Annotated in this window: 17 protein-coding genes; all 17 read right to left on the bottom strand. The window is 60.0% G+C overall.

All coding sequences use genetic code 11. The features are described from left to right. Positions 1–306 precede the first annotated feature (306 nt). The 17 genes from VE009_RS17980 to dapA all read right to left on the bottom strand — a co-directional run bounded on the left by VE009_RS17980 (position 307) and on the right by dapA (position 17,787). Positions 307–1,551, bottom strand: coding sequence for a competence/damage-inducible protein A (locus VE009_RS17980; RefSeq protein WP_325009983.1), 1,245 nt, complete (start codon positions 1,549–1,551; stop codon positions 307–309). 118 nt (positions 1,552–1,669) lie between these two features. After that, entirely contained in the window at positions 1,670–2,248 is a 579-nt protein-coding gene (gene pgsA / locus VE009_RS17975; protein WP_325009982.1) for a CDP-diacylglycerol--glycerol-3-phosphate 3-phosphatidyltransferase, read from the bottom strand. After that, positions 2,245–3,576 (bottom strand): 30S ribosomal protein S12 methylthiotransferase RimO, encoded by a 1,332-nt coding sequence (gene rimO, locus VE009_RS17970; protein WP_325009981.1) that lies wholly within the window; start codon positions 3,574–3,576, stop codon positions 2,245–2,247. Before rimO ends, pgsA begins: the two co-directional genes overlap by 4 nt. Before the next feature lie 128 nt (positions 3,577–3,704). Further along, entirely contained in the window at positions 3,705–4,196 is a 492-nt protein-coding gene (locus VE009_RS17965) for a YajQ family cyclic di-GMP-binding protein (protein WP_325009980.1), read from the bottom strand. Between the two features lie 120 nt (positions 4,197–4,316). Then, positions 4,317–4,481, bottom strand: a complete 165-nt coding sequence (locus VE009_RS17960; RefSeq protein WP_324893908.1) for a hypothetical protein — start codon at positions 4,479–4,481, stop codon at positions 4,317–4,319. Positions 4,482–4,551: 70 nt separating this feature from the next. Continuing rightward, a complete protein-coding gene (locus VE009_RS17955; protein ID WP_325009979.1) occupies positions 4,552–5,439 on the bottom strand; it encodes a helix-turn-helix domain-containing protein in 888 nt (295 codons plus the stop codon). A gap of 18 nt (positions 5,440–5,457) precedes the next feature. Next, positions 5,458–6,216: a DUF3388 domain-containing protein gene (locus VE009_RS17950; RefSeq protein ID WP_325009978.1), complete on the bottom strand. Its 759-nt coding sequence runs from the start codon at positions 6,214–6,216 to the stop codon at positions 5,458–5,460. Positions 6,217–6,400: 184 nt separating this feature from the next. Continuing rightward, positions 6,401–6,649, bottom strand: a complete 249-nt coding sequence (locus VE009_RS17945; protein ID WP_325009977.1) for a DUF3243 domain-containing protein — start codon at positions 6,647–6,649, stop codon at positions 6,401–6,403. Positions 6,650–6,740: 91 nt separating this feature from the next. Then, complete coding sequence (gene ymfI, locus VE009_RS17940) at positions 6,741–7,490, bottom strand: elongation factor P 5-aminopentanone reductase (RefSeq protein ID WP_325009976.1); 750 nt, start codon at positions 7,488–7,490, stop codon at positions 6,741–6,743. Between the two features lie 10 nt (positions 7,491–7,500). Then, the gene (gene yfmH, locus VE009_RS17935; RefSeq protein WP_325009975.1) at positions 7,501–8,781 is read right to left on the bottom strand and encodes an EF-P 5-aminopentanol modification-associated protein YfmH; all 1,281 of its coding nucleotides are present in this window, start codon (positions 8,779–8,781) and stop codon (positions 7,501–7,503) included. Positions 8,782–8,785: 4 nt separating this feature from the next. After that, positions 8,786–10,066 (bottom strand): EF-P 5-aminopentanol modification-associated protein YfmF, encoded by a 1,281-nt coding sequence (gene yfmF / locus VE009_RS17930; RefSeq protein ID WP_325009974.1) that lies wholly within the window; start codon positions 10,064–10,066, stop codon positions 8,786–8,788. 123 nt (positions 10,067–10,189) lie between these two features. Then, positions 10,190–10,999 carry a spore cortex-lytic enzyme gene (gene sleB / locus VE009_RS17925; protein WP_325009973.1) on the bottom strand — a complete coding sequence of 270 codons (810 nt, stop codon included), beginning with the start codon at positions 10,997–10,999 and terminating at the stop codon, positions 10,190–10,192. Between the two features lie 121 nt (positions 11,000–11,120). Further along, complete coding sequence (locus VE009_RS17920) at positions 11,121–13,706, bottom strand: DNA translocase FtsK (protein ID WP_325009972.1); 2,586 nt, start codon at positions 13,704–13,706, stop codon at positions 11,121–11,123. 58 nt (positions 13,707–13,764) lie between these two features. Next, a complete protein-coding gene (locus VE009_RS17915; RefSeq protein WP_325009971.1) occupies positions 13,765–13,977 on the bottom strand; it encodes a YlzJ-like family protein in 213 nt (70 codons plus the stop codon). Next, entirely contained in the window at positions 13,974–14,825 is an 852-nt protein-coding gene (locus VE009_RS17910; RefSeq protein WP_325009970.1) for a ClpP family protease, read from the bottom strand. Before VE009_RS17910 ends, VE009_RS17915 begins: the two co-directional genes overlap by 4 nt. Positions 14,826–14,971: 146 nt before the next feature. Further along, complete coding sequence (locus tag VE009_RS17905; RefSeq protein ID WP_325009969.1) at positions 14,972–16,648, bottom strand: ribonuclease J; 1,677 nt, start codon at positions 16,646–16,648, stop codon at positions 14,972–14,974. 248 nt (positions 16,649–16,896) lie between these two features. Next, entirely contained in the window at positions 16,897–17,787 is an 891-nt protein-coding gene (gene dapA / locus VE009_RS17900) for a 4-hydroxy-tetrahydrodipicolinate synthase (protein WP_325009968.1), read from the bottom strand. Positions 17,788–17,803 lie beyond the last annotated feature (16 nt).

Genomic DNA, 17,803 nt, shown 5'->3' with positions numbered 1-17,803 from the left:
CCGTTGCCAACCATTTTTTCGAACATACATTCTGTTTTTTTGTTCATTGTCGATGTTTCGACGCGATTTTGCGAACAAACATTCCTGATTTCCCTCCTTTCGCGAGGGAAGCCGGGCGCCGATCTCGCCGCCGATCCGCGTTCCGCGGGGGAGAGAAGCATCCGCGCGATCCGCGATAGACGCAAAAAAACCGCGGCACACGGCGCTGCCACGGTTCTTCCGTACTCCGATCATACCCGATTCGTCCGTTTTTCGCAAGAAGCGGCTTCGGACACGGAGAGCCTGACTGCGATGCGCAGCCCCGCTCTACTTCAGCCGTTTCCACAGCTCGTAAAAGCCGGCGCGGCAGGCGCGCAGCTTCACGATCTCGCGGCTGCCGGACAGCTTCAGCTCGCGCACCTCGGTCGGACGGCCCTCCTGGGCGACGGCGAGATAGACGAGGCCCGCCGGCTTCCCGTCCGCCGGACCCGGCCCCGCGACGCCGGTGAACGCGACGGCGAACGTCGTCGCGAGGCGGGCGCGGGCGCCGTCCGCCATCGCCGCCGCCGTCTCCGCGCTGACCGCGCCGGGGGCGCCGTCGCCCGCAAGCAGCGACGCCGGCACCCCGAGCAGCGACTGCTTGACGGCGTTCGAATAGCAGACGACGCCGCCCGCGAACGCCTCCGAGCTGCCGGAATGCGACGTCACCATGTCGGCGAAGAGCCCCCCGGTGCAGCTCTCCGCCGCCGCCAGCGTCGCCCCGCGCTCCCGCAGCAGCCGCACGACGACGGCGTCCAAGCTTACGTCCTCCTCGGCGTACAAATGATCCCCGACGCGCCGGCGAATTTCCGCCTCGACGTCCGCCATCTTCGCCAGCGCCTCCGCCTCGGTCGAGGCGCGCGACGTCAGGCGTATCATGACTTCGCCCTCCTTCGCGTACGGCGCGATCGTCGGATCCGTCTGCTTCTCGATCAAGTCGATCAAGGCGTGCTCGAGGCCCGATTCCCCGATGCCCGCGAACTTCAGCGACTTCGAATATAAAGGAAGCGTCTCGTTCATGTTCGCGCGCAGCCACGGAATCGCGTACCGTTCGAACATCGGTTTCAGCTCGCGCGGCGGCCCCGGCAGCAGCACGTACAGCTTGCCGTCATGCTGCAGCGCCGTGCCGACCGCCATGCCGGTATCGTTCGGCAGCACGTCCGCTCCGGCGAGCGTCAGCGCCTGGCGGCGGTTGCTCTCGACCATGACGATGCCGCGCTCGGCGAAGAACGCTTCGATCTTGCGCAGCCCGTCCTCGTCGATGACGAGCTCCGCGCCGACATGCTCGCCGAGCGCGTCGCGCGTCAGGTCGTCCAGCGTCGGCCCGAGGCCGCCCGTGCACAAGATGACGTCCGCGCGCCCCGCCGCGATGCGCAGCGCCGAACGGATGCGCTCCACGTTGTCCCCGACGACCGTCTGGAAATAAACGTCGATGCCGATCCCCGCGCACCGTTCCGCCAAAAATTGCGCGTTCGTATTGACGATTTGGCCGAGCAGCAGCTCCGTGCCGACCGCAATAATTTCCGCTTTCATCCGCGTCCACTCCCTTTACGTTAATGAATAAATACAGCCGCTACCGCGATGCCGACGAAGCGAAAAAGCCGACCCTCCCGCGGCCGGCTGCGCCGGCGCGAGAAAAATCGGCGCCTCCTTACTTCACGTCGTCGATAACGTTTTTGTTTTTCACGAAATAGTCGAAGCCCGAATAGAGCGTGATGAGCGCGGCCGCCCAGCTCGACAGCAGGTCGAACGGCACGCCGACGAAATAAAACGGAAAGTTGTTGAGCAACAGCGCGATGATCATCGTGATTTGCACGCCGGTTTTCCACTTGCCCCAAGCGCTCGCCGCGACGACCTTGCCTTCGAGCAAGGCGACCTGGCGAAGCCCCGTGATCGCAAACTCCCGCGAAATGATGACGACCGCGATCCACGCGTCGACCTTCTGCATCTCGACGAGCGAGATCAGGACGGCCGCGACAAGCAGCTTGTCCGCGAGCGGATCGAGCAGCTTGCCGAGATTCGTCACCATTTTCCGCGATCTCGCGATATAGCCGTCCAGCCCGTCCGTGCTGGCCGCGACGATGAAGATGAGCGTCGCGATGATTTGGTTATATGTAATGGAGAAGCTCCCTAAGCGGAGCTCCGGCAAATTGATGCGGACGAGCAAAAAAAACATGATGATCGGGACGAGAAAAATGCGCGCCAGCGTAATGCGGTTCGCTAAATTCATGCGGAAACACCGACGCCCGACAAGTCGTAATCCAGCGAGTGCGTAATGCGCACCTTCTGCAGCGTGCCGATTTCCGGCGTGCAGCCCGTGACGAACACTTCTCCGTCGATTTCCGGCGCGTCGTACTGCGAGCGGCCGATGAAGACGTCGTTCCGGCCGTCATAGCGCTCGATCAAGACGTCGACCGTCTTGCCGATAAAGCGGCCGTTCGCTTCCTTCGACACTTCGCGCTGCACTTCCATCAGCCGGTTAGCGCGGAATTCCTTCACGTCCTCGTCCACTTGATCCGGAAGGCGCGACGCCGGCGTGTCCTCTTCCTGCGAATACGTGAAGACGCCCAGCCGGTCGAACTTCATCTCGCGGACGAACGACACCAAATTCTCGAAGTCCTCGTCGGTTTCGCCCGGGAAGCCGACGATGATCGACGTGCGCAGCACGGCGTCCGGAATCTTCGCGCGAATTTTCGCGACCAGCTCCCGAACGTCGCGGCCGCGGCCCGGACGGCGCATCCGCTTGAGGATTCGGTCTTCGCTGTGCTGCAGCGGCATGTCGATATACTTGCAAATTTTCGGATTCGAAGCGATCGTCTCGATCAATTCGTCCGTGAAAAAGCCCGGGTATGCGTAATGGAGGCGCACCCACTCGATGCCTTCCACTTCGCTGACGCGGTTCAGCAGCGTCGGCAGCATGAAAGAATCGTAGAGGTCCGTGCCATAATTAGTAGAATCTTGCGCGATGAGCGAGATTTCCTTCACGCCCTGTTTCGCGAGCGACTCGACCTCGGCGAGAACCGATTCGATCGACCGGCTGCGGAACTTCCCGCGCATGATCGGAATCGAACAGAACGTGCACGCATTGTCGCAGCCTTCCGCGATCTTCACGTAAGCGGTATATCGCGGCGTCGACAGCTTGCGAGGCAGCGCCTGCTCATAATTGAAAATCGGATTGCCGACGGCGACCGGCTTGCTGCCGCGCAGCGCCGCTTCGACGATTTCATGAATTTTATCGAAATCGCCCGTGCCGACGATGCCGTCGATTTCCGGCATTTCTTCCATCAGCTGCTCCTTGTACCGCTGCGTCAGGCAGCCGGACACGATGAGCGCCTTGAGCGAGCCAGTCTCCTTCAGCTCGGCCATCTCCAAGATCGTGTTGACGGACTCTTCCTTCGCCGCGTCGATGAAGCCGCACGTATTGACGACGATGACGGTCGCTTCTTCTTTATCTTCAACAAGCTGAAACCCGTGCTGCGCGACGATGCCGGACATAATCTCCGAATCGACCAAGTTTTTCTCGCAGCCAAGGGTGACCATCTTAATTTTCTCGGTCATTGCAAGGTATCCCCCAGTGTTATCCCATTCCAATCGAAGCCAATTATAATATAAGCCCAATAGGGAGTCAAAAAGAAAACATCCCCTGTGCCGGGCGGAACCGCCGCGGCGCAAGGGAAGCCGGCCCTCTATTTAAAGTTGACGAACTGCAGCTCGAGCGGCAAATCCGCGCCGCGCAGCAGCGCGATCACCGCCTGCAAGTCGTCTTTGCTTTTGCCCGTGACGCGCAGCTGATCCCCTTGGATTTGCGACTTGACCTTCAGCTTCGAATCGCGGATGAGGATGTTGATTTTCTTCGCGTCCTCCTGCCCGATCCCTTGCTTCAGTTTCACGTTTTGACGGACCGTGCCGCCCGAGGCGGGCTCGATTTTGCCGAAATCCATGTTCTTGATCGAAATGCCGCGCTTTACCATCTTGCTTTGCAAAATATCGATGACGCTTTTCAGCTTATAATCGTCGTCCGAAACGATCGTTAACGCTTCCTTCTCCAGTGAAATGCTGCTTTTGCTGCCTTTGAAATCGAAGCGCGTGGCGATTTCTTTCTCGGCTTGCGTCACCGCGTTTTGCAGCTCCTGCATGTCCACCTTCGAGACGATGTCGAACGAATATTCCGATGCCATGACTGATGCTCTCCCTCCGGAACGCAGTGTATTTCGTATTAGTATACAAAAAAAATCGCCGCTTGCCAAAAGACGGCAAAAGACACCCGCCCAAGCGGCGGGTGTCCCGCGTTCCGTCGATTACGAACGGCTGCGCGCCGGATCCCGGAACATATCCAGAATGCCCAGCACGATATGAGCCAGACCGAAGCCGAAAATGCCGTAACCCCAGGCGTCCGGCGTTAAATACCAGCCCAGCAGGCTGACGACGACGCCGAGACCCGTGACGATCCAGCTGATAGTCATTGGATATCCCTCGTTTCGCAAGAAGATGGTGGCATGCTTGCTACGTTTAAGATACCCCTAGCCCAACCTTTTATTCAGCCGCCGCGCCGTCCGATGCGCCGACCAACTCGAATTGGAATTTACGCGGATTCGGTTCCGTCCCCATGTCGATGGCGATGCCGTTCACCTTGAGCTCGACCGCGTTCGCCCGGCCGATGTTCAGGTACGTATTATGTCCGAATTGCCCGCTGTATGTATCGCCTTGCTTCAACCCGCCTTGATATAAATACTTCGACTTCGTATCCGCGTGCGTCACGCCGATCCACGCCTCGGGCCCGACTACTTTGACCTCGATGGACACTTGCGGCGCATTGCGCACCTCGAACCGTTCCACGTCGTTTTTGTTGACTTTGAATTTCTCGACGAACGTTACGTCCGGCTCCGGTTCGGGCTCGGTCGTCTGAACGGGCGCCGGCGCAGGCTCGTTCGGCGTCTCGGCCGTATCGGCCGCCGGCGGCAGCGTCGTGCCCTGCTCTTGAGCCGAGCTGTCCGTGATCGGCTCGCTCGGGAGCACTTCGGAGCGAGTTTCCCAATTCGAGTATAAATAATAATAAACAATGCCGATTATCAAAATCGGAAACGCGATCATCAGCAGCGCCGAAGCCCATTTTCCCGCGCGCTCGGGCGGTTCGACGGAACGGCGGCGCGTCATTCGGATCGGCTCCGCTGCCGGCTCCGGATCGGCGGACGGGATCACATGGGCGTAGAGGCGGAACACTTCGTCCGGATCCAATCCGACCGCTTCGGAGTATTGCTTAATAAAAGCGCGAACATAAAACGTCCCGGGCAAAATGTTGAACTTGCCTTCCTCGATCGCTTCCAAATACCGTTTGCGGATTTTCGTCGTTTCCTGCAATTGGTCCAAGGTGATGTTTTGTTCCGTACGCGCTTTCCGAAGCAGCTGCCCGAGGTCAGACACCCTCGTCACCTCCCGTGATTAGAATCCTTCATAGTTGATCGTGAACGTTTCGTAGGAAATCTCCTCGTCCGGAGTGTTGCGCAATTCGATAATGTAATCGAAGCGGTTGTAATCGAAGCCCGACTCTTTGACGAAAATGTCCGGATGCTCGACGACTTTGGTCGACGGCATTTCCATAATTTCTTGCAGCAGCGAGTGGTGCTTTTCGTTCGAACGGATCGTGCTGACGATGCCGTCGATAATGAAGACGTTGTTCGGATTGAATTCGTCCTCCGACAGCTGGCTTCGCACCGTCTGCCGCAGCAGCGTCGAGGAGACGAACGTCCAACGTTTGTTCGCGCAGACGCTCCCCGCGATGATCGACTCGGTTTTGCCGACGCGGGGCATGCCGCGCAGTCCGATCACCTGATTGCCTTCGCGCTTAAACACTTCGCCGAGGAAATCGACGAGCAGCCCGAGCTCGTCGCGGGTGAAGCGGAACGTCTTCCGGTCGTCCGAATCCCGCTCGATGTACCGGCCGTGACGCACCGCCAAAATGTCGACGAGCTTCGGCGCCCGAAGCGCCGTTACGGTTATATTATCCACTTTTCGCAGTATCTTACCCATCATTTCGATTTTCTCGTCGTCGTCCGTTTGCAGCAGCATGCCGCGCGTCCGATCCTCGACGCCGTTGATCGTCAAAATGTTAATGTTCATCATCCCCATAAGGGAGGCGATATCCCCCAAAAGCCCCGGTCGGTTCTTATGAATTTTATATTCCATATACCATTGCTTCATTTCCACTTCCGTCGTCACTCCATCCATTGAATGCAAAAAAACCGCGTATTTCGATTATATTCTACAAAATTCCGGGCGTTCCTGCCCTGCGAGTGAAAAAAAGCGAGAAAAGCCCCTCGGAGGTCGCGCGCGAATCGATGCACTCGCACGCGTTCCGGACGGGGCTTGCTGCCTTTACCGCACGTTAGTCGACAAGCTTCATCATGAGGCCGGCCATCATTTTTTTCTCGTTCTCGTCGGCGACCGCCCACAGCTCTTTCAGCACCCGCTCTTCGTCGTTCTTCGGGTCGACCTTCGTCGCGAGGAAGTCCCCGATGTCCTTCGCCAGGTTTTGAATCGTGGAGTCGCTCATGCCGGCGGAACGGGCGTTTTGCACGCGTTCGCCCAAAAACTGCTTCCATTTATCGTACGTGCTCAATACGGTCGTCGTCATGATAACGTTCGTCCTCCTTTGGGAATAGTTCATGGATTGTGACCATCTCTAATATTCGCGATAAGGACGTTCGTTATGCACGATTCACGCGTTAGGTCAGCCAGCCGCCGTTCGGCGAAATGATCTGCCCGTTGATATAACCCGACTCGGGCAGCGCCAGGAAGTAAACGAGCGAGGCGATCTCCTCCGGATGGGCGAATCGGCCCGCCGGGATGTCCTGCGCAAGCTCCTCCTTCTCGACCGCGTCGAAGCCGCTCATCATCGCCGTGTCGACCGGCCCCGGCGCGACCGCGTTCACGGTGATGCCGGAAGGCGCGAGCTCTTTCGCGAGCGCCTTCGTGAACGCGTTCATGCCGCCCTTGGCTGTGGAATACAGCACCTCGCACGAGGCGCCCGCGATGCCCCAGACGGAAGACACGTTGACGATGCGGCCGTACTTTTGCGTCACCATATGGGGCATGAACGCTTGCGTCGCAAGGAACATGCCCTTCAGGTTGACATTCATGACGTCGTCCCACTCTTGCTCGGTAACGTCCGCCAGCATCCCGTAATGCGAGATGCCGGCGTTGTTCACCAGGATGTCCGGGAACATGCCATGCTTATGCAGCTTCTCCCGCATCCGTTCGATTTGTTCTTTCGATTTCAAATCCGCGGTGACCGTCAAAACCTCCGCGCCGTGGCGCAAGCAGCGGCGGGCCGTTTCGTTGGCCGCTTCATGCGCCTCCAAATAATGGATCGCCACCTTCATCCCGACGGTGGCGAACCGTTCCGCGATCGCCGCGCCGATGCCGCGGCTCGCGCCCGTCACGAGGACGGTCGTTTCCCGAATCGATTTGTTCATCCCCAGCGGTTCACTCGCTTCTAACGACGCATACGGCAAGCTGGTTCCAATCGAAATGCTCCTGGAGCCGAGCTTCCACTTCGTCCAATGTCACTTGCTCATACAATTCCAATATATCGAAAACGTTCGTACCGCGGAAGCGGTGCTTCGTAAATTCGCCCGCGATCGCCTCCGGCGAGTTGAACATCCGATAGAAGCCGCCGATTTTTTTGCGGCGGGTCCGCTCGAACAGCTCTTCCGGAATGCCGGAGGCGCGCCACGCTTCGACGCCTTGACGCACGCGCTCGACGAGGGCGTCGGGGTCGCGCGTGTCGCCGCCGATCACGGAGAACGCATACTGCTCGCTGACGTTATATTCGGCGCCGAAGCTGTCGGTGATGAGCTTCTCGTCATACAGCTCCTGATACAGCTTCGAGCTCGGGCTGAACAGCATGTCGAACAGCAGCTTCGTCACGACCTCGCGGCGCAGCAGCTCGGCTCCGGCGAAGCCGACCTTCGTCTCCTTGATGCCGAACATGCATTTCGGGATCGACACCGGCAGCGTGACGTCCTTGCGCGCAAGCTTCACGGATGCCGGCTCGGCCTCGAACAAGCGGCGGATTTCGCCCTGCGGCTCGAACGTTTTGCCGGCTTGGTTCGCCTTGACGAGCTCGATCATTTCCGCCGGATCGACGCCGCCGACGATAAACACCGTCATATTCGACGGGTGGTAGAACGTCCGATAGCACCGGTACAGCGTATCTTTCGTAATTTCGTGGATCGATTCGATCGTGCCGGCGATGTCGATGTGAACCGGATGCTTATGGTACATCGCTTCGATAAGGCCGAAGTAAACGCGCCAATCGGGCTGATCTTGGTACATCTTGATTTCCTGCCCGATGATGCCCTTCTCTTTCTCGACGTTCTCGTCCGTGAAATACGGATTTTGCACGAAATTGATCAGCGTCGTTACGTTTTCGCGGATCCGGTCCGTCGCCGAGAACAAATAAACGGTCCGGTCGAAGCTCGTGTACGCGTTGGCGGAAGCGCCGTTCGAAGCGAACGTGGCGAAGATGTCGCCTTCCGGTTCTTCGAACATTTTATGCTCGAGGAAGTGGGCGATGCCGTCGGGCACGCGGATCGGCGGCTCGTCTCCGACCGAGAAATGGTTGTCGACGGAGCCGTACTTCGTCGAAAACGTGGCGAACGTTTTCGAAAAGCCCTCCTTCGGCAGCACGTATACCGTGAGGCCGTTGTCGAGCGTTTCCGAATAGACCGTCTCTTTCACCTTCGGATATTCGTGTTTGTTCACCGCTTCAAGCCTCCTTCCGGTCGCGCAAGAAATAAACGGTGTCGAGCTGGACGCCCTGCGCGAAGGCGACGATGTCCTCCGTCGTCACCCGCTCGATCTCCTCCCGCAGCGCGTCGGCCGTGCGCTCTTTGCCCGAGAGCACCGTATTGAAATCGTATCCGATCATCTCGTAGGCGCTGTCGTTCATTTCCCGCAGATGGTTCGTAATCATCGCTTTCGTTTGTCCCATCTCCAGATCGCTGATGTCGCCGGCGCGCATCGCGTCGAGCTGCTGCTTGATAATGTCGACGGCGCGCTCGTATTTGTCGATCTCGATGCCGGACGAAATCGTGATAATGCCCTTATGGCCGTCGAGACGGGAAGACGCATAGTACGCAAGGCTCGCGCGCTCGCGCACGTTGAGGAACAGCTTCGAATGCGGGAAGCTGCCGAGAATGCCGTTGTACACGAGCGCCGTAGCGTAATTCGGCTCCGCGTACGCGGCCGGCGTTCGAAGCCCCAGGTTCAGCTTGCCTTGGTTGACGTCCATCCGCTCGACGACGGTGCGCACTTCGCCCGCCCGGCGCGGCTGAGGCGCCGCGGCGTATTCCGTCGGCGCGCCGTCCCGGCGCACGTCAAACGCTTCGGCGACGAGACGCTTCGCTTCCTCGAGCGTCGTGTTGCCGACAACGTATACGTCGATCGGCGCCTGCGTCAGCCATTCCTTATATGCTTCATACAAAGCCGCCGGCTCGATCGCCGGGAGGTCGTCCTTGCGGCCGAGCGGATGAAGCCGGTACGGCTCGTCCTTGCACATTTCTTCGATGCAGCGCTCCGCGGCGTACCGCCCTTTGTCGTTGACGATCGCTTCGAGCTTTTTCTGCACCGTATGCTTCTCGGCTTCGACGTACGAAGCGATGAACCGGCCTTCCTCGACCGCCGGATGCGTCAGCGTCTCTCCGAGAAACGCTATGGCTTGCTGCAGCAACGGCGCGCCGCCGGCGAAGCCGTTCTGGATGATGTCCATGCGGAAGTTGACGATTTGGTAATCGCCGCGCTTATAAATATCGAAGCCGAAGCCGGCGCCGTACAAATCGTCGAGCGCCTCGCGGAACGACTTCGTTTCCGGATACGTTGCGTTGCCGCGCCGCAGCACGAACGGCGTCAAGGCGACCTTCGTCACCGTCGATTCCTGCAAAGGCGCTCCGACGAAGACGGAGACGGCCGTCGTCTTAAAGCGATCGGTCGGCAGCACGTGCAGGCGGATGCCGCCGACGGCATCCCGTTCAAAGCGTGTCGTTCCCATGGGGCGGAAACTCCTTCCATATCGGTTGTCCTCACTCATTATAAACGAAAAGGGGGCGAAACGGAAAAGAAGCAACCGGAGCGGTTACTTCTTCTCATCAACGGTCTTTCGGAAGTGTATGTCTCAGCGGCAAAAAATATGTTTCCCGATTCGTTTGTACTGCGGGCGAGACCAAATCCATTTCGAGGTGGCGGTGACGGGATTGAAATAATAGAGACAGCCGTCGGACGGATCCCATCCGTTCAAAGCGTCCTGGACCGCTTTCATCGCGCTCTCGTTCGGCGTCAGCCAAATTTGCCCGTCGGCGACGGCCGTGAACGCGCCGGGCTGGAAAATGACCCCGGACGGCGTATTCGGGAAGCTCGCGCTGTCGACGCGGTTCAAAATGACGGCCGCGACGGCGACCTGCCCTTCGTACGGCTCCCCGCGCGCTTCGCCGTACACCGCGTTCGCCATCATCTTCAGATCGTTGCTGGAAAATCCGCGATGCGACGAAGGGGCGATCGTTTTCGCGCCGCCAACGGCCGCCGGTTTCGGCTTCGCGGCCGTCGTTCCGCCGCCCTGCGGGCTGCCGGCCTTCGCGCCGCCGGCCGTATCCGCGCCGGGACGCCATTTCTTCGTAGCGTTGTATAATTTCAGCTTCGTAGCCGAGCCGACGACGCCGTCGGCTTTCATGCCGAACCTGGACTGGAACGTTTTGACGGACTTCAGCGTCTTCCAGCCGAAATCTCCGTCGACCGCGCCATTATAATAGCCCAGGTATTTCAAGCGTCCTTGCAGCTCCCGAACGTCCTGGCCGACGGCGCCGTATTTCAGAGTGGTTTTGCTGAACGCCGCCTCAGCGCCGTCGAGACTTCGGTCCAGTTTCGCTTGGAAAGCGAAGGTCAACCCGACAATAAGACAAAGGGTCACGAGGATCAGCCGAGTACGCATGCGTCTGATTCAACCTTTCTCTACATAAGGTGGTCGCTTGTTTCCTTACGTAGTATGAGAAAGGAGAATCCGTTCTATGCAACGCGAACGGCCGCTCTCGCGAGCGGCCGGAAAAGCGCGGCTAAGACGTCAAACGTCCGCCTTGGTATTGTTCAAGGGACACGAGCACTTCCCGCGGCTTGCTTCCTTCGTACGGGCCGACGACGCCCTTCGCTTCCATCTGGTCGATCAACCGGGCGGCGCGGGTGTAACCGATGCGCATGCGCCGCTGCAGCAGCGATACGGACGCCTGCTTCGCCTCGAGCACGATGCCGACCGCTTGATCGAACAGCTCGTCGAGCTGCCCTTCGTCCTCGTCCTCGCTCTCTTGAATTTCGGGGACGAGCTCTTCCCGGTATTGCGCTTTCTCCTGGTCGCGGCAGAACGTGACGACCGCCTCGACCTCGTTGTCGGACAGGAACGCGCCCTGAACCCGGACCGCTTTCGACGCGCCGACCGGCACGAACAGCATGTCCCCTCGGCCGAGCAGCTTCTCCGCTCCGACCATGTCCAGGATCGTTCGGGAATCGACCTGCGACGAAACGCCGAAGGCGATACGCGACGGAATGTTCGCCTTGATGACGCCCGTGATGACGTCGACGGACGGCCGCTGCGTCGCGATGATCAGGTGGATGCCCGCCGCCCGCGCCATCTGCGCGAGCCGCGTGATCGCATCCTCGACGTCGCCCGCCGCGACCATCATCAGGTCCGCAAGCTCGTCCACGATGACGACGATGTACGGGAGCGGCGTTTCGCCCTTCTCGATCAGCTGCGCGTTATACCCTTCGATATTCCGCGTGCCCGATTTGGAGAACGCCTCGTACCGCTTCTCCATCTCGACGACGATCTTCTTCAGCGCGAGCGACGCGCGGCGCGGGTCGGTCACGACCGGCGCGAGCAGATGCGGAATGCCGTTGTACACGTTGAGCTCGACCATCTTCGGGTCGATCATCAGAAACTTCACTTCGTCCGGCTTCGCTTTGTACAAGATGCTCGTGATGATGCCATTGATGCACACCGATTTGCCCGAGCCGGTCGCGCCGGCGACGAGCAAGTGAGGCATCTTCGCCAAGTTCGCGACGATCGGCTGACCGGAGATGTCGCGTCCGAGCGCGATCGTGAGGCGCGCGTCCGATTCGTGGAACGCCGACGTCTCCATCACTTCCCGCAGCGAGACGATCGATACCTCCGTGTTCGGCACCTCGATGCCGATCGCCGATTTGCCGGGGATCGGCGCCTCCATCCGGATGTCCTTGGCGGCGAGGGCGAGCGCGATGTCGTCGGTGAGACTGACGATGCGGCTGACCTTGACGCCGACGTCCGGCTGAATTTCGTACCGGGTGACGGCCGGGCCGCGGACGACCTGCAGCACTTTCGCCCGGACGCCGAAGCTTTCTAACGTCGTCTCGAGCTTGCGCGCGTTCTCCCGGGCGATGGCGTCGGCCGATTCGCCGCCTTTGCCCCCGCCGGGGCGGGACAGCAGGTGGAACGGCGGCAGCACGTACGGCTTCGGCGGCGGCGCGGCCGGCGCGCTCGCCGAAGCCGCGAACGGCTCGGCCATGTCGGGCTCGCCGCCCTCGGACGAGTTCGGGGCGGCCGGGACCGCCGGCTCCAATGCAGGTCCCGCAGCGGCGGCCGGTTCCTCCGGCTCCGGCTCCGCGGCGGCGCGCTGCACCGACTCGCGCACCTGATCGAGGAAGTCGACGAACACCGGCTCGTGCCGGCCTTCGTCTTCCGCCGCCGCGGCCGCGGGAGCCGTTCTCGGAACGTCCTCCGCCGGCGCGCGGTATACGACCTGCTCCTCCGGCTCCTCGTCCCGAACCGGGACCGCCGCTTCCGGCGCGGCGTCGCTGCCGTCCCCCGCCGGGCCCGCCCCGGTAATGCGCTGGAACCACGATGCCTTCGGCTTCTTCTCCGGCTTCATCGTCTCCTCGTCGAACTCGTCGTCGTCGTCCAGCGCGAAGCCCGCCTTCGCCGGCTTCGCCCGGCGCCTCGTCACGGCGCCTCCCGCGGACGACTCGCTGCGGTCGCGCAGCAAGGAAGCCGTCTCCTTCGCGGACTGCCCGATTCGTCCGAGCACGCGCCCGACGAACTTCCGCACCGCGCCGATCATCTGCACGTACGACCAGCCCGTGATGAGCAGCAGGCCGATCGCGTACATCGTGAACTCGATCAGCTTCGCGCCGACGGAGCCGAACAGCATATACAGAGCGGCGAACGACAGCCCGCCGAGCAGGCCGCCCCCGGCGCTCGTCGTAAACTGGAGCCCCTCAGCCGTAATATGGCTCATGAGCCGATCCCAGGTCGTCTGGACGACCCAACCGGCGGTGTACCCGCCGTCGGGCATGAGCTCGAGAAACAGTCCTCTATGTAAACTAATCATCCAGCCGAGCAAGAAAAGAACGACGCCCGTCGCTCGCACCGACCAGCCGGACGGCCACGAACGGCGAATCATAAAATGAAAAACGGCCACGTACATGAAGACCACCGGCAGCACCGGTTCGAGGTTACCGATCAGCACGCGAAACAAAAACGCGATCGACTTGCCGACAGGTCCTTCGCGGGCTAAGGCGATCGCGGAAAACAGCAGCAGCAGAATGCCGTACAGCTCAAATTTTAAGTTGGAGGATAAGGGCTTCTTGCCCTTCTTTTTCCGAGACTTCCCCAACGCAAACACCCCCAGAAAAACATTATAGCATAGTTTTCCTGGGGTTTCGAACATATGTTCAGACCGGATAGCGGATGATGCGGCCCGGCGCGTACGCCGGATTGAGGTAATCTTCGGCCCGAGGCGAGATGAGCCGAACGATGCGCGCCTCCGTGGCGCTCACCGGCTCGACCTGCATCGTAATGTCGGCCATGGCGATGTCGACAGGCGATTTCAGATCCTCGATGCCTTGAAATATTTGCTCTAACGGCAGCGGCGTATACAGGATCAATGCTCGACCCTCCCCGGAGTTACCGGGGACCCGAGCGCTCCCGGAACTCCCGGCGCGGCCGTCGTTCCCGCAGCGCCCGCGGCGGCTCCGACCTGCGCGCCTTCTCCGCCTTCCGCCCGCTTGGCCGCCCGCCGTTCTTCGATCCTGCGGTTCAGCTCCCGAATCGCGTCGCCGAGGCCGCCGACCGCATCGATAAGGCCGTATCGGACCGCCTCGTGCCCGATGACGGTCGTGCCGATGTCCCTCGTCAGCTCGCCGGTTTTGAACATGAGCTCCTTCAGCTTTTCCTCCGAGATGCCGGAATGCGTCAGGACGAAGCGCAGGACGCGCTCCTGCATTTTATCCAAGTATTCGAACGTTTGCGGCACGCCGATGACGAGCCCGTTCAGCCGAATCGGGTGAATCGTCATCGTGGCGGTCGCCGCGATGAACGAGTAGTCGGAGCTGACCGCGATCGGCACGCCGATCGAGTGACCGCCGCCGAGCACGATCGTCACCGTCGGCTTCGACAGCGACGCGATCATCTCCGCGATGGCGAGCCCCGCCTCCACGTCGCCTCCGACCGTGTTCAGAATGACCAAGATCCCTTCGATTTTCGAGTTCTGCTCCGCGGCGACGAGCTGCGGGATGAGATGCTCGTACTTCGTCGTTTTGTTTTGCGGCGGCAGGACGACATGCCCTTCGACCTGGCCGATGATCGTCATCGTGTAAATGTTCGACTGCTCGGTCGTCGGCGGATTCGGATTGCCCAGCGTGACGATGTTTTCGGCGACGGCGCTTTTCCGTTCCCCGAACGGCTCCGGCTGCTCCGCTTTCGATTTGCTTTCGTACGTTTCGTACCGATCCATGCTGTAAGCCCTCCATTCCGTATATGGAAGCGATCCGTCATAGTATGAAGGAGCGGCCGGAAAACTATGCAAACGAAAAAAGCGAACGCCTCGTCTCGTGGAGACAAGGCGCCCGCTTGGTGACAAGAACGGCGGTGAAACGCTCGTTACACTTCCATGATGATCGGCAAAATCATCGGTCTTCTTCTGGTTTGTTCATATAAGAATCGTCCAAGGGCGTCTCTGACCTGCGTCTTGAGCGACGCCCATTCGTTCACGTTCTCGCCCATCAGGCGAGCGAGCGTGTTGGATACGATTTTGTTCGCTTCTTCGAGCAATCCTTCGGATTCGCGCACGTAGACGAAGCCGCGGGAAATAATGTCCGGCCCGGAGATGATCTTGCCTTCCTGCTTGCTGAGCGTCACGACGACGACGAGGATGCCGTCCTGCGAGAGCAGCTTTCTGTCGCGAAGCACGATGTTGCCGACGTCGCCGACGCCGAGGCCGTCGATCAGCACGTTGCCGGCCGGCACCTTGCTTCCGCGCCGCGCCACCCCGTTCTGGATTTCGACCGTGTCGCCGATGTCGAGCAGGAAAATGTTCTCGCGCTCTACTCCGACGGTCGTCGCCAAATTCGCGTGCTGTTTCAGCATCCGGTATTCGCCGTGAATCGGAATGAAGTACTTCGGCTTCATCATGTTGAGCATGAGCTTCAGTTCTTCTTGGCTGCCGTGGCCGGAGACGTGAACGCCCGTAATCGATCCCGGTCCGTAAATGACATGCGCTCCGAGACGGAACAGCTCGTCGACCGTTCGCCCGACGTACCGCTCGTTGCCCGGAATCGGCGTCGCCGCGATAATAACCGTGTCTCCCGGAAGAATGTCGAGCTTCTTATGGTTGGACCGCGCCATCCGCGTCAGCGCCGACATCGGTTCGCCCTGGCTGCCCGTCGACAAAATGACGACTTCGTCCGCCGGCAGTTTGTTGACTTCCTCCGGCTCGATCAGCATGCCGTCCGGGATGTCGAGGTAGCCGAGCTCATGCGCGATCGCCACGACGTTCACCATGCTGCGGCCGATCACGGTCACTTTCCGATTCGTGAGCATCGCGGCCTCGAACACCTGCTGCAGGCGGTGAATGTTGGACGCGAACGTCGCGACGACGACGCGCTGCTTCGCGCGCCGGAACACTTCGACGAGCTCGTCCCCGACCGTCTTCTCCGAAGGCGTAAAGCCGGAACGCTCCGCGTTCGTGCTCTCGGAGAGCAGGCACAGGACGCCTTTGCTTCCGATTTCCGCCATCCGATGCAGGTCGGCGTATTGATTATTTACCGGCGTAAAGTCGAATTTGAAGTCGCCCGTATGGACGACGACGCCCTCCGGCGTCTCCAGCGCGATCCCGACCGAATCCGGGATGCTGTGATTCGTCCGGAAGAACGACGCCGTAATTTGGCCGAAGCGGACGATGCTGTCGGCGTTGATCAGCATGCGCTTCGTCTCGCCGAGCAAATTCGCTTCCTTCAGCTTCGCCTCGATCAAGCCGAGCGTCAGCTTCGTGCCGTACACGGGGACGTTCAAATGCTTGAGCACGTAAGGCAATCCGCCGATATGGTCCTCATGGCCGTGCGTCACGAGGATCGCTCGAACTTTATCCCGATTCTCCGTCAAATACGAAATGTCCGGAATGACGACATCGATCCCGAGCATGTCCTCCTCCGGGAACTTCAGGCCGGCATCGATGACGATAATATCGTTGGCATACTGCACAACGTACATATTTTTACCGATTTCGCCCACGCCGCCCAGAGCGAAAATGGTTACTTTGTCTATGTTTTTCTTGGACAACAAGGTTACCTCCTTAATTGGGTTTGGCGACGATTCTATATGAAAACAAACCATGCCGAGCAAAAGTCAGGGTAAATCAAAAAAAACGCACCAGTCACACTTAACGACCATTATACATGAACAAAAACAGGAAATACAAGTCGCGGGGGGCCGCCGTTACTTCATAGAATGTCCACCGGAAACAAAACGATGCCCGTCCGCGTCTTTCCCCTGCAAGGGAAAAAACGCAAACGGGCTCGAATTCGCCGTTATTCGTATGCGTCGACCAACGCGTCGATGAACGCTGCCTCTTCAAGCGTCGCTTCGACGAGCGGCAGGCGGACGCCGCCGCAGTCGATGCCTTTGCGCTTCAGCGCGTATTTGACCGGCACGGGGTTGACCATGCGCGTCTTCGGGCCGATGAACATGCCTTTGAACATCGGGGACAGCTGCAGGTGCAGCTTCGCCGCGTCCGCCGGACGGCCTTCGACGTAAGCGTCGATCATGTCCTTCATTTGGCGGCCGACGAGATGGCTCGTCACGCTGACGATGCCGTGTCCGCCGATGCCGAGCACCGGCAGCGTCAAGCTGTCGTCGCCGCTGTATAGGTAGAAGCCGGACGGCGCGCCCGCCAAGATGGCGGACATTTGGTCGAGATCGCCGCTAGACTCCTTGACCGCGACGATATTCGGCGTCTCCGCCAGCGCGAGCATCGTCTTCGCTTCGATGTTGACGCCCGTGCGCGACGGAATGTTGTAAATCATGATCGGCAGCGACACTTCCGCCGCGACCGCCCGGAAATGCGCGAGCAGCCCATCCTGAGACGTTCGGCTATAATACGGCGAGACGAGCATAATGCCGTCGACGCCGATGTTTTCGGCTTCTTTGGAAAGATGGATCGAGTGCGCCGTATCGTTCGATCCGGTGCCCGCGATGATTTTCGCCCGGCCGTTCGCCTGTTTGACGGCGAAGCGGAAAAGCTCCAGCTTCTCCTCGTCGGAGAGCGTCGGGGATTCCCCCGTCGTTCCGGCGATGACGAGACCGTCGGAGCGCTGCGTATCGATCAAATAGTCGATAAGGCGCGCCGTGCGTTCCCAATCGATTTGCAATTGGTCGTCGAACGGCGTGACCATCGCCGTAAGCAATCTTCCGAAATCCACTTGTCCGTTCCTCCCC

The organism is Paenibacillus sp., assembly GCF_035645195.1.
Classification (GTDB): Bacteria; Bacillota; Bacilli; order Paenibacillales; family YIM-B00363; genus Paenibacillus_AE.
This window is presented reverse-complemented; position numbering and strand designations above follow the sequence as displayed.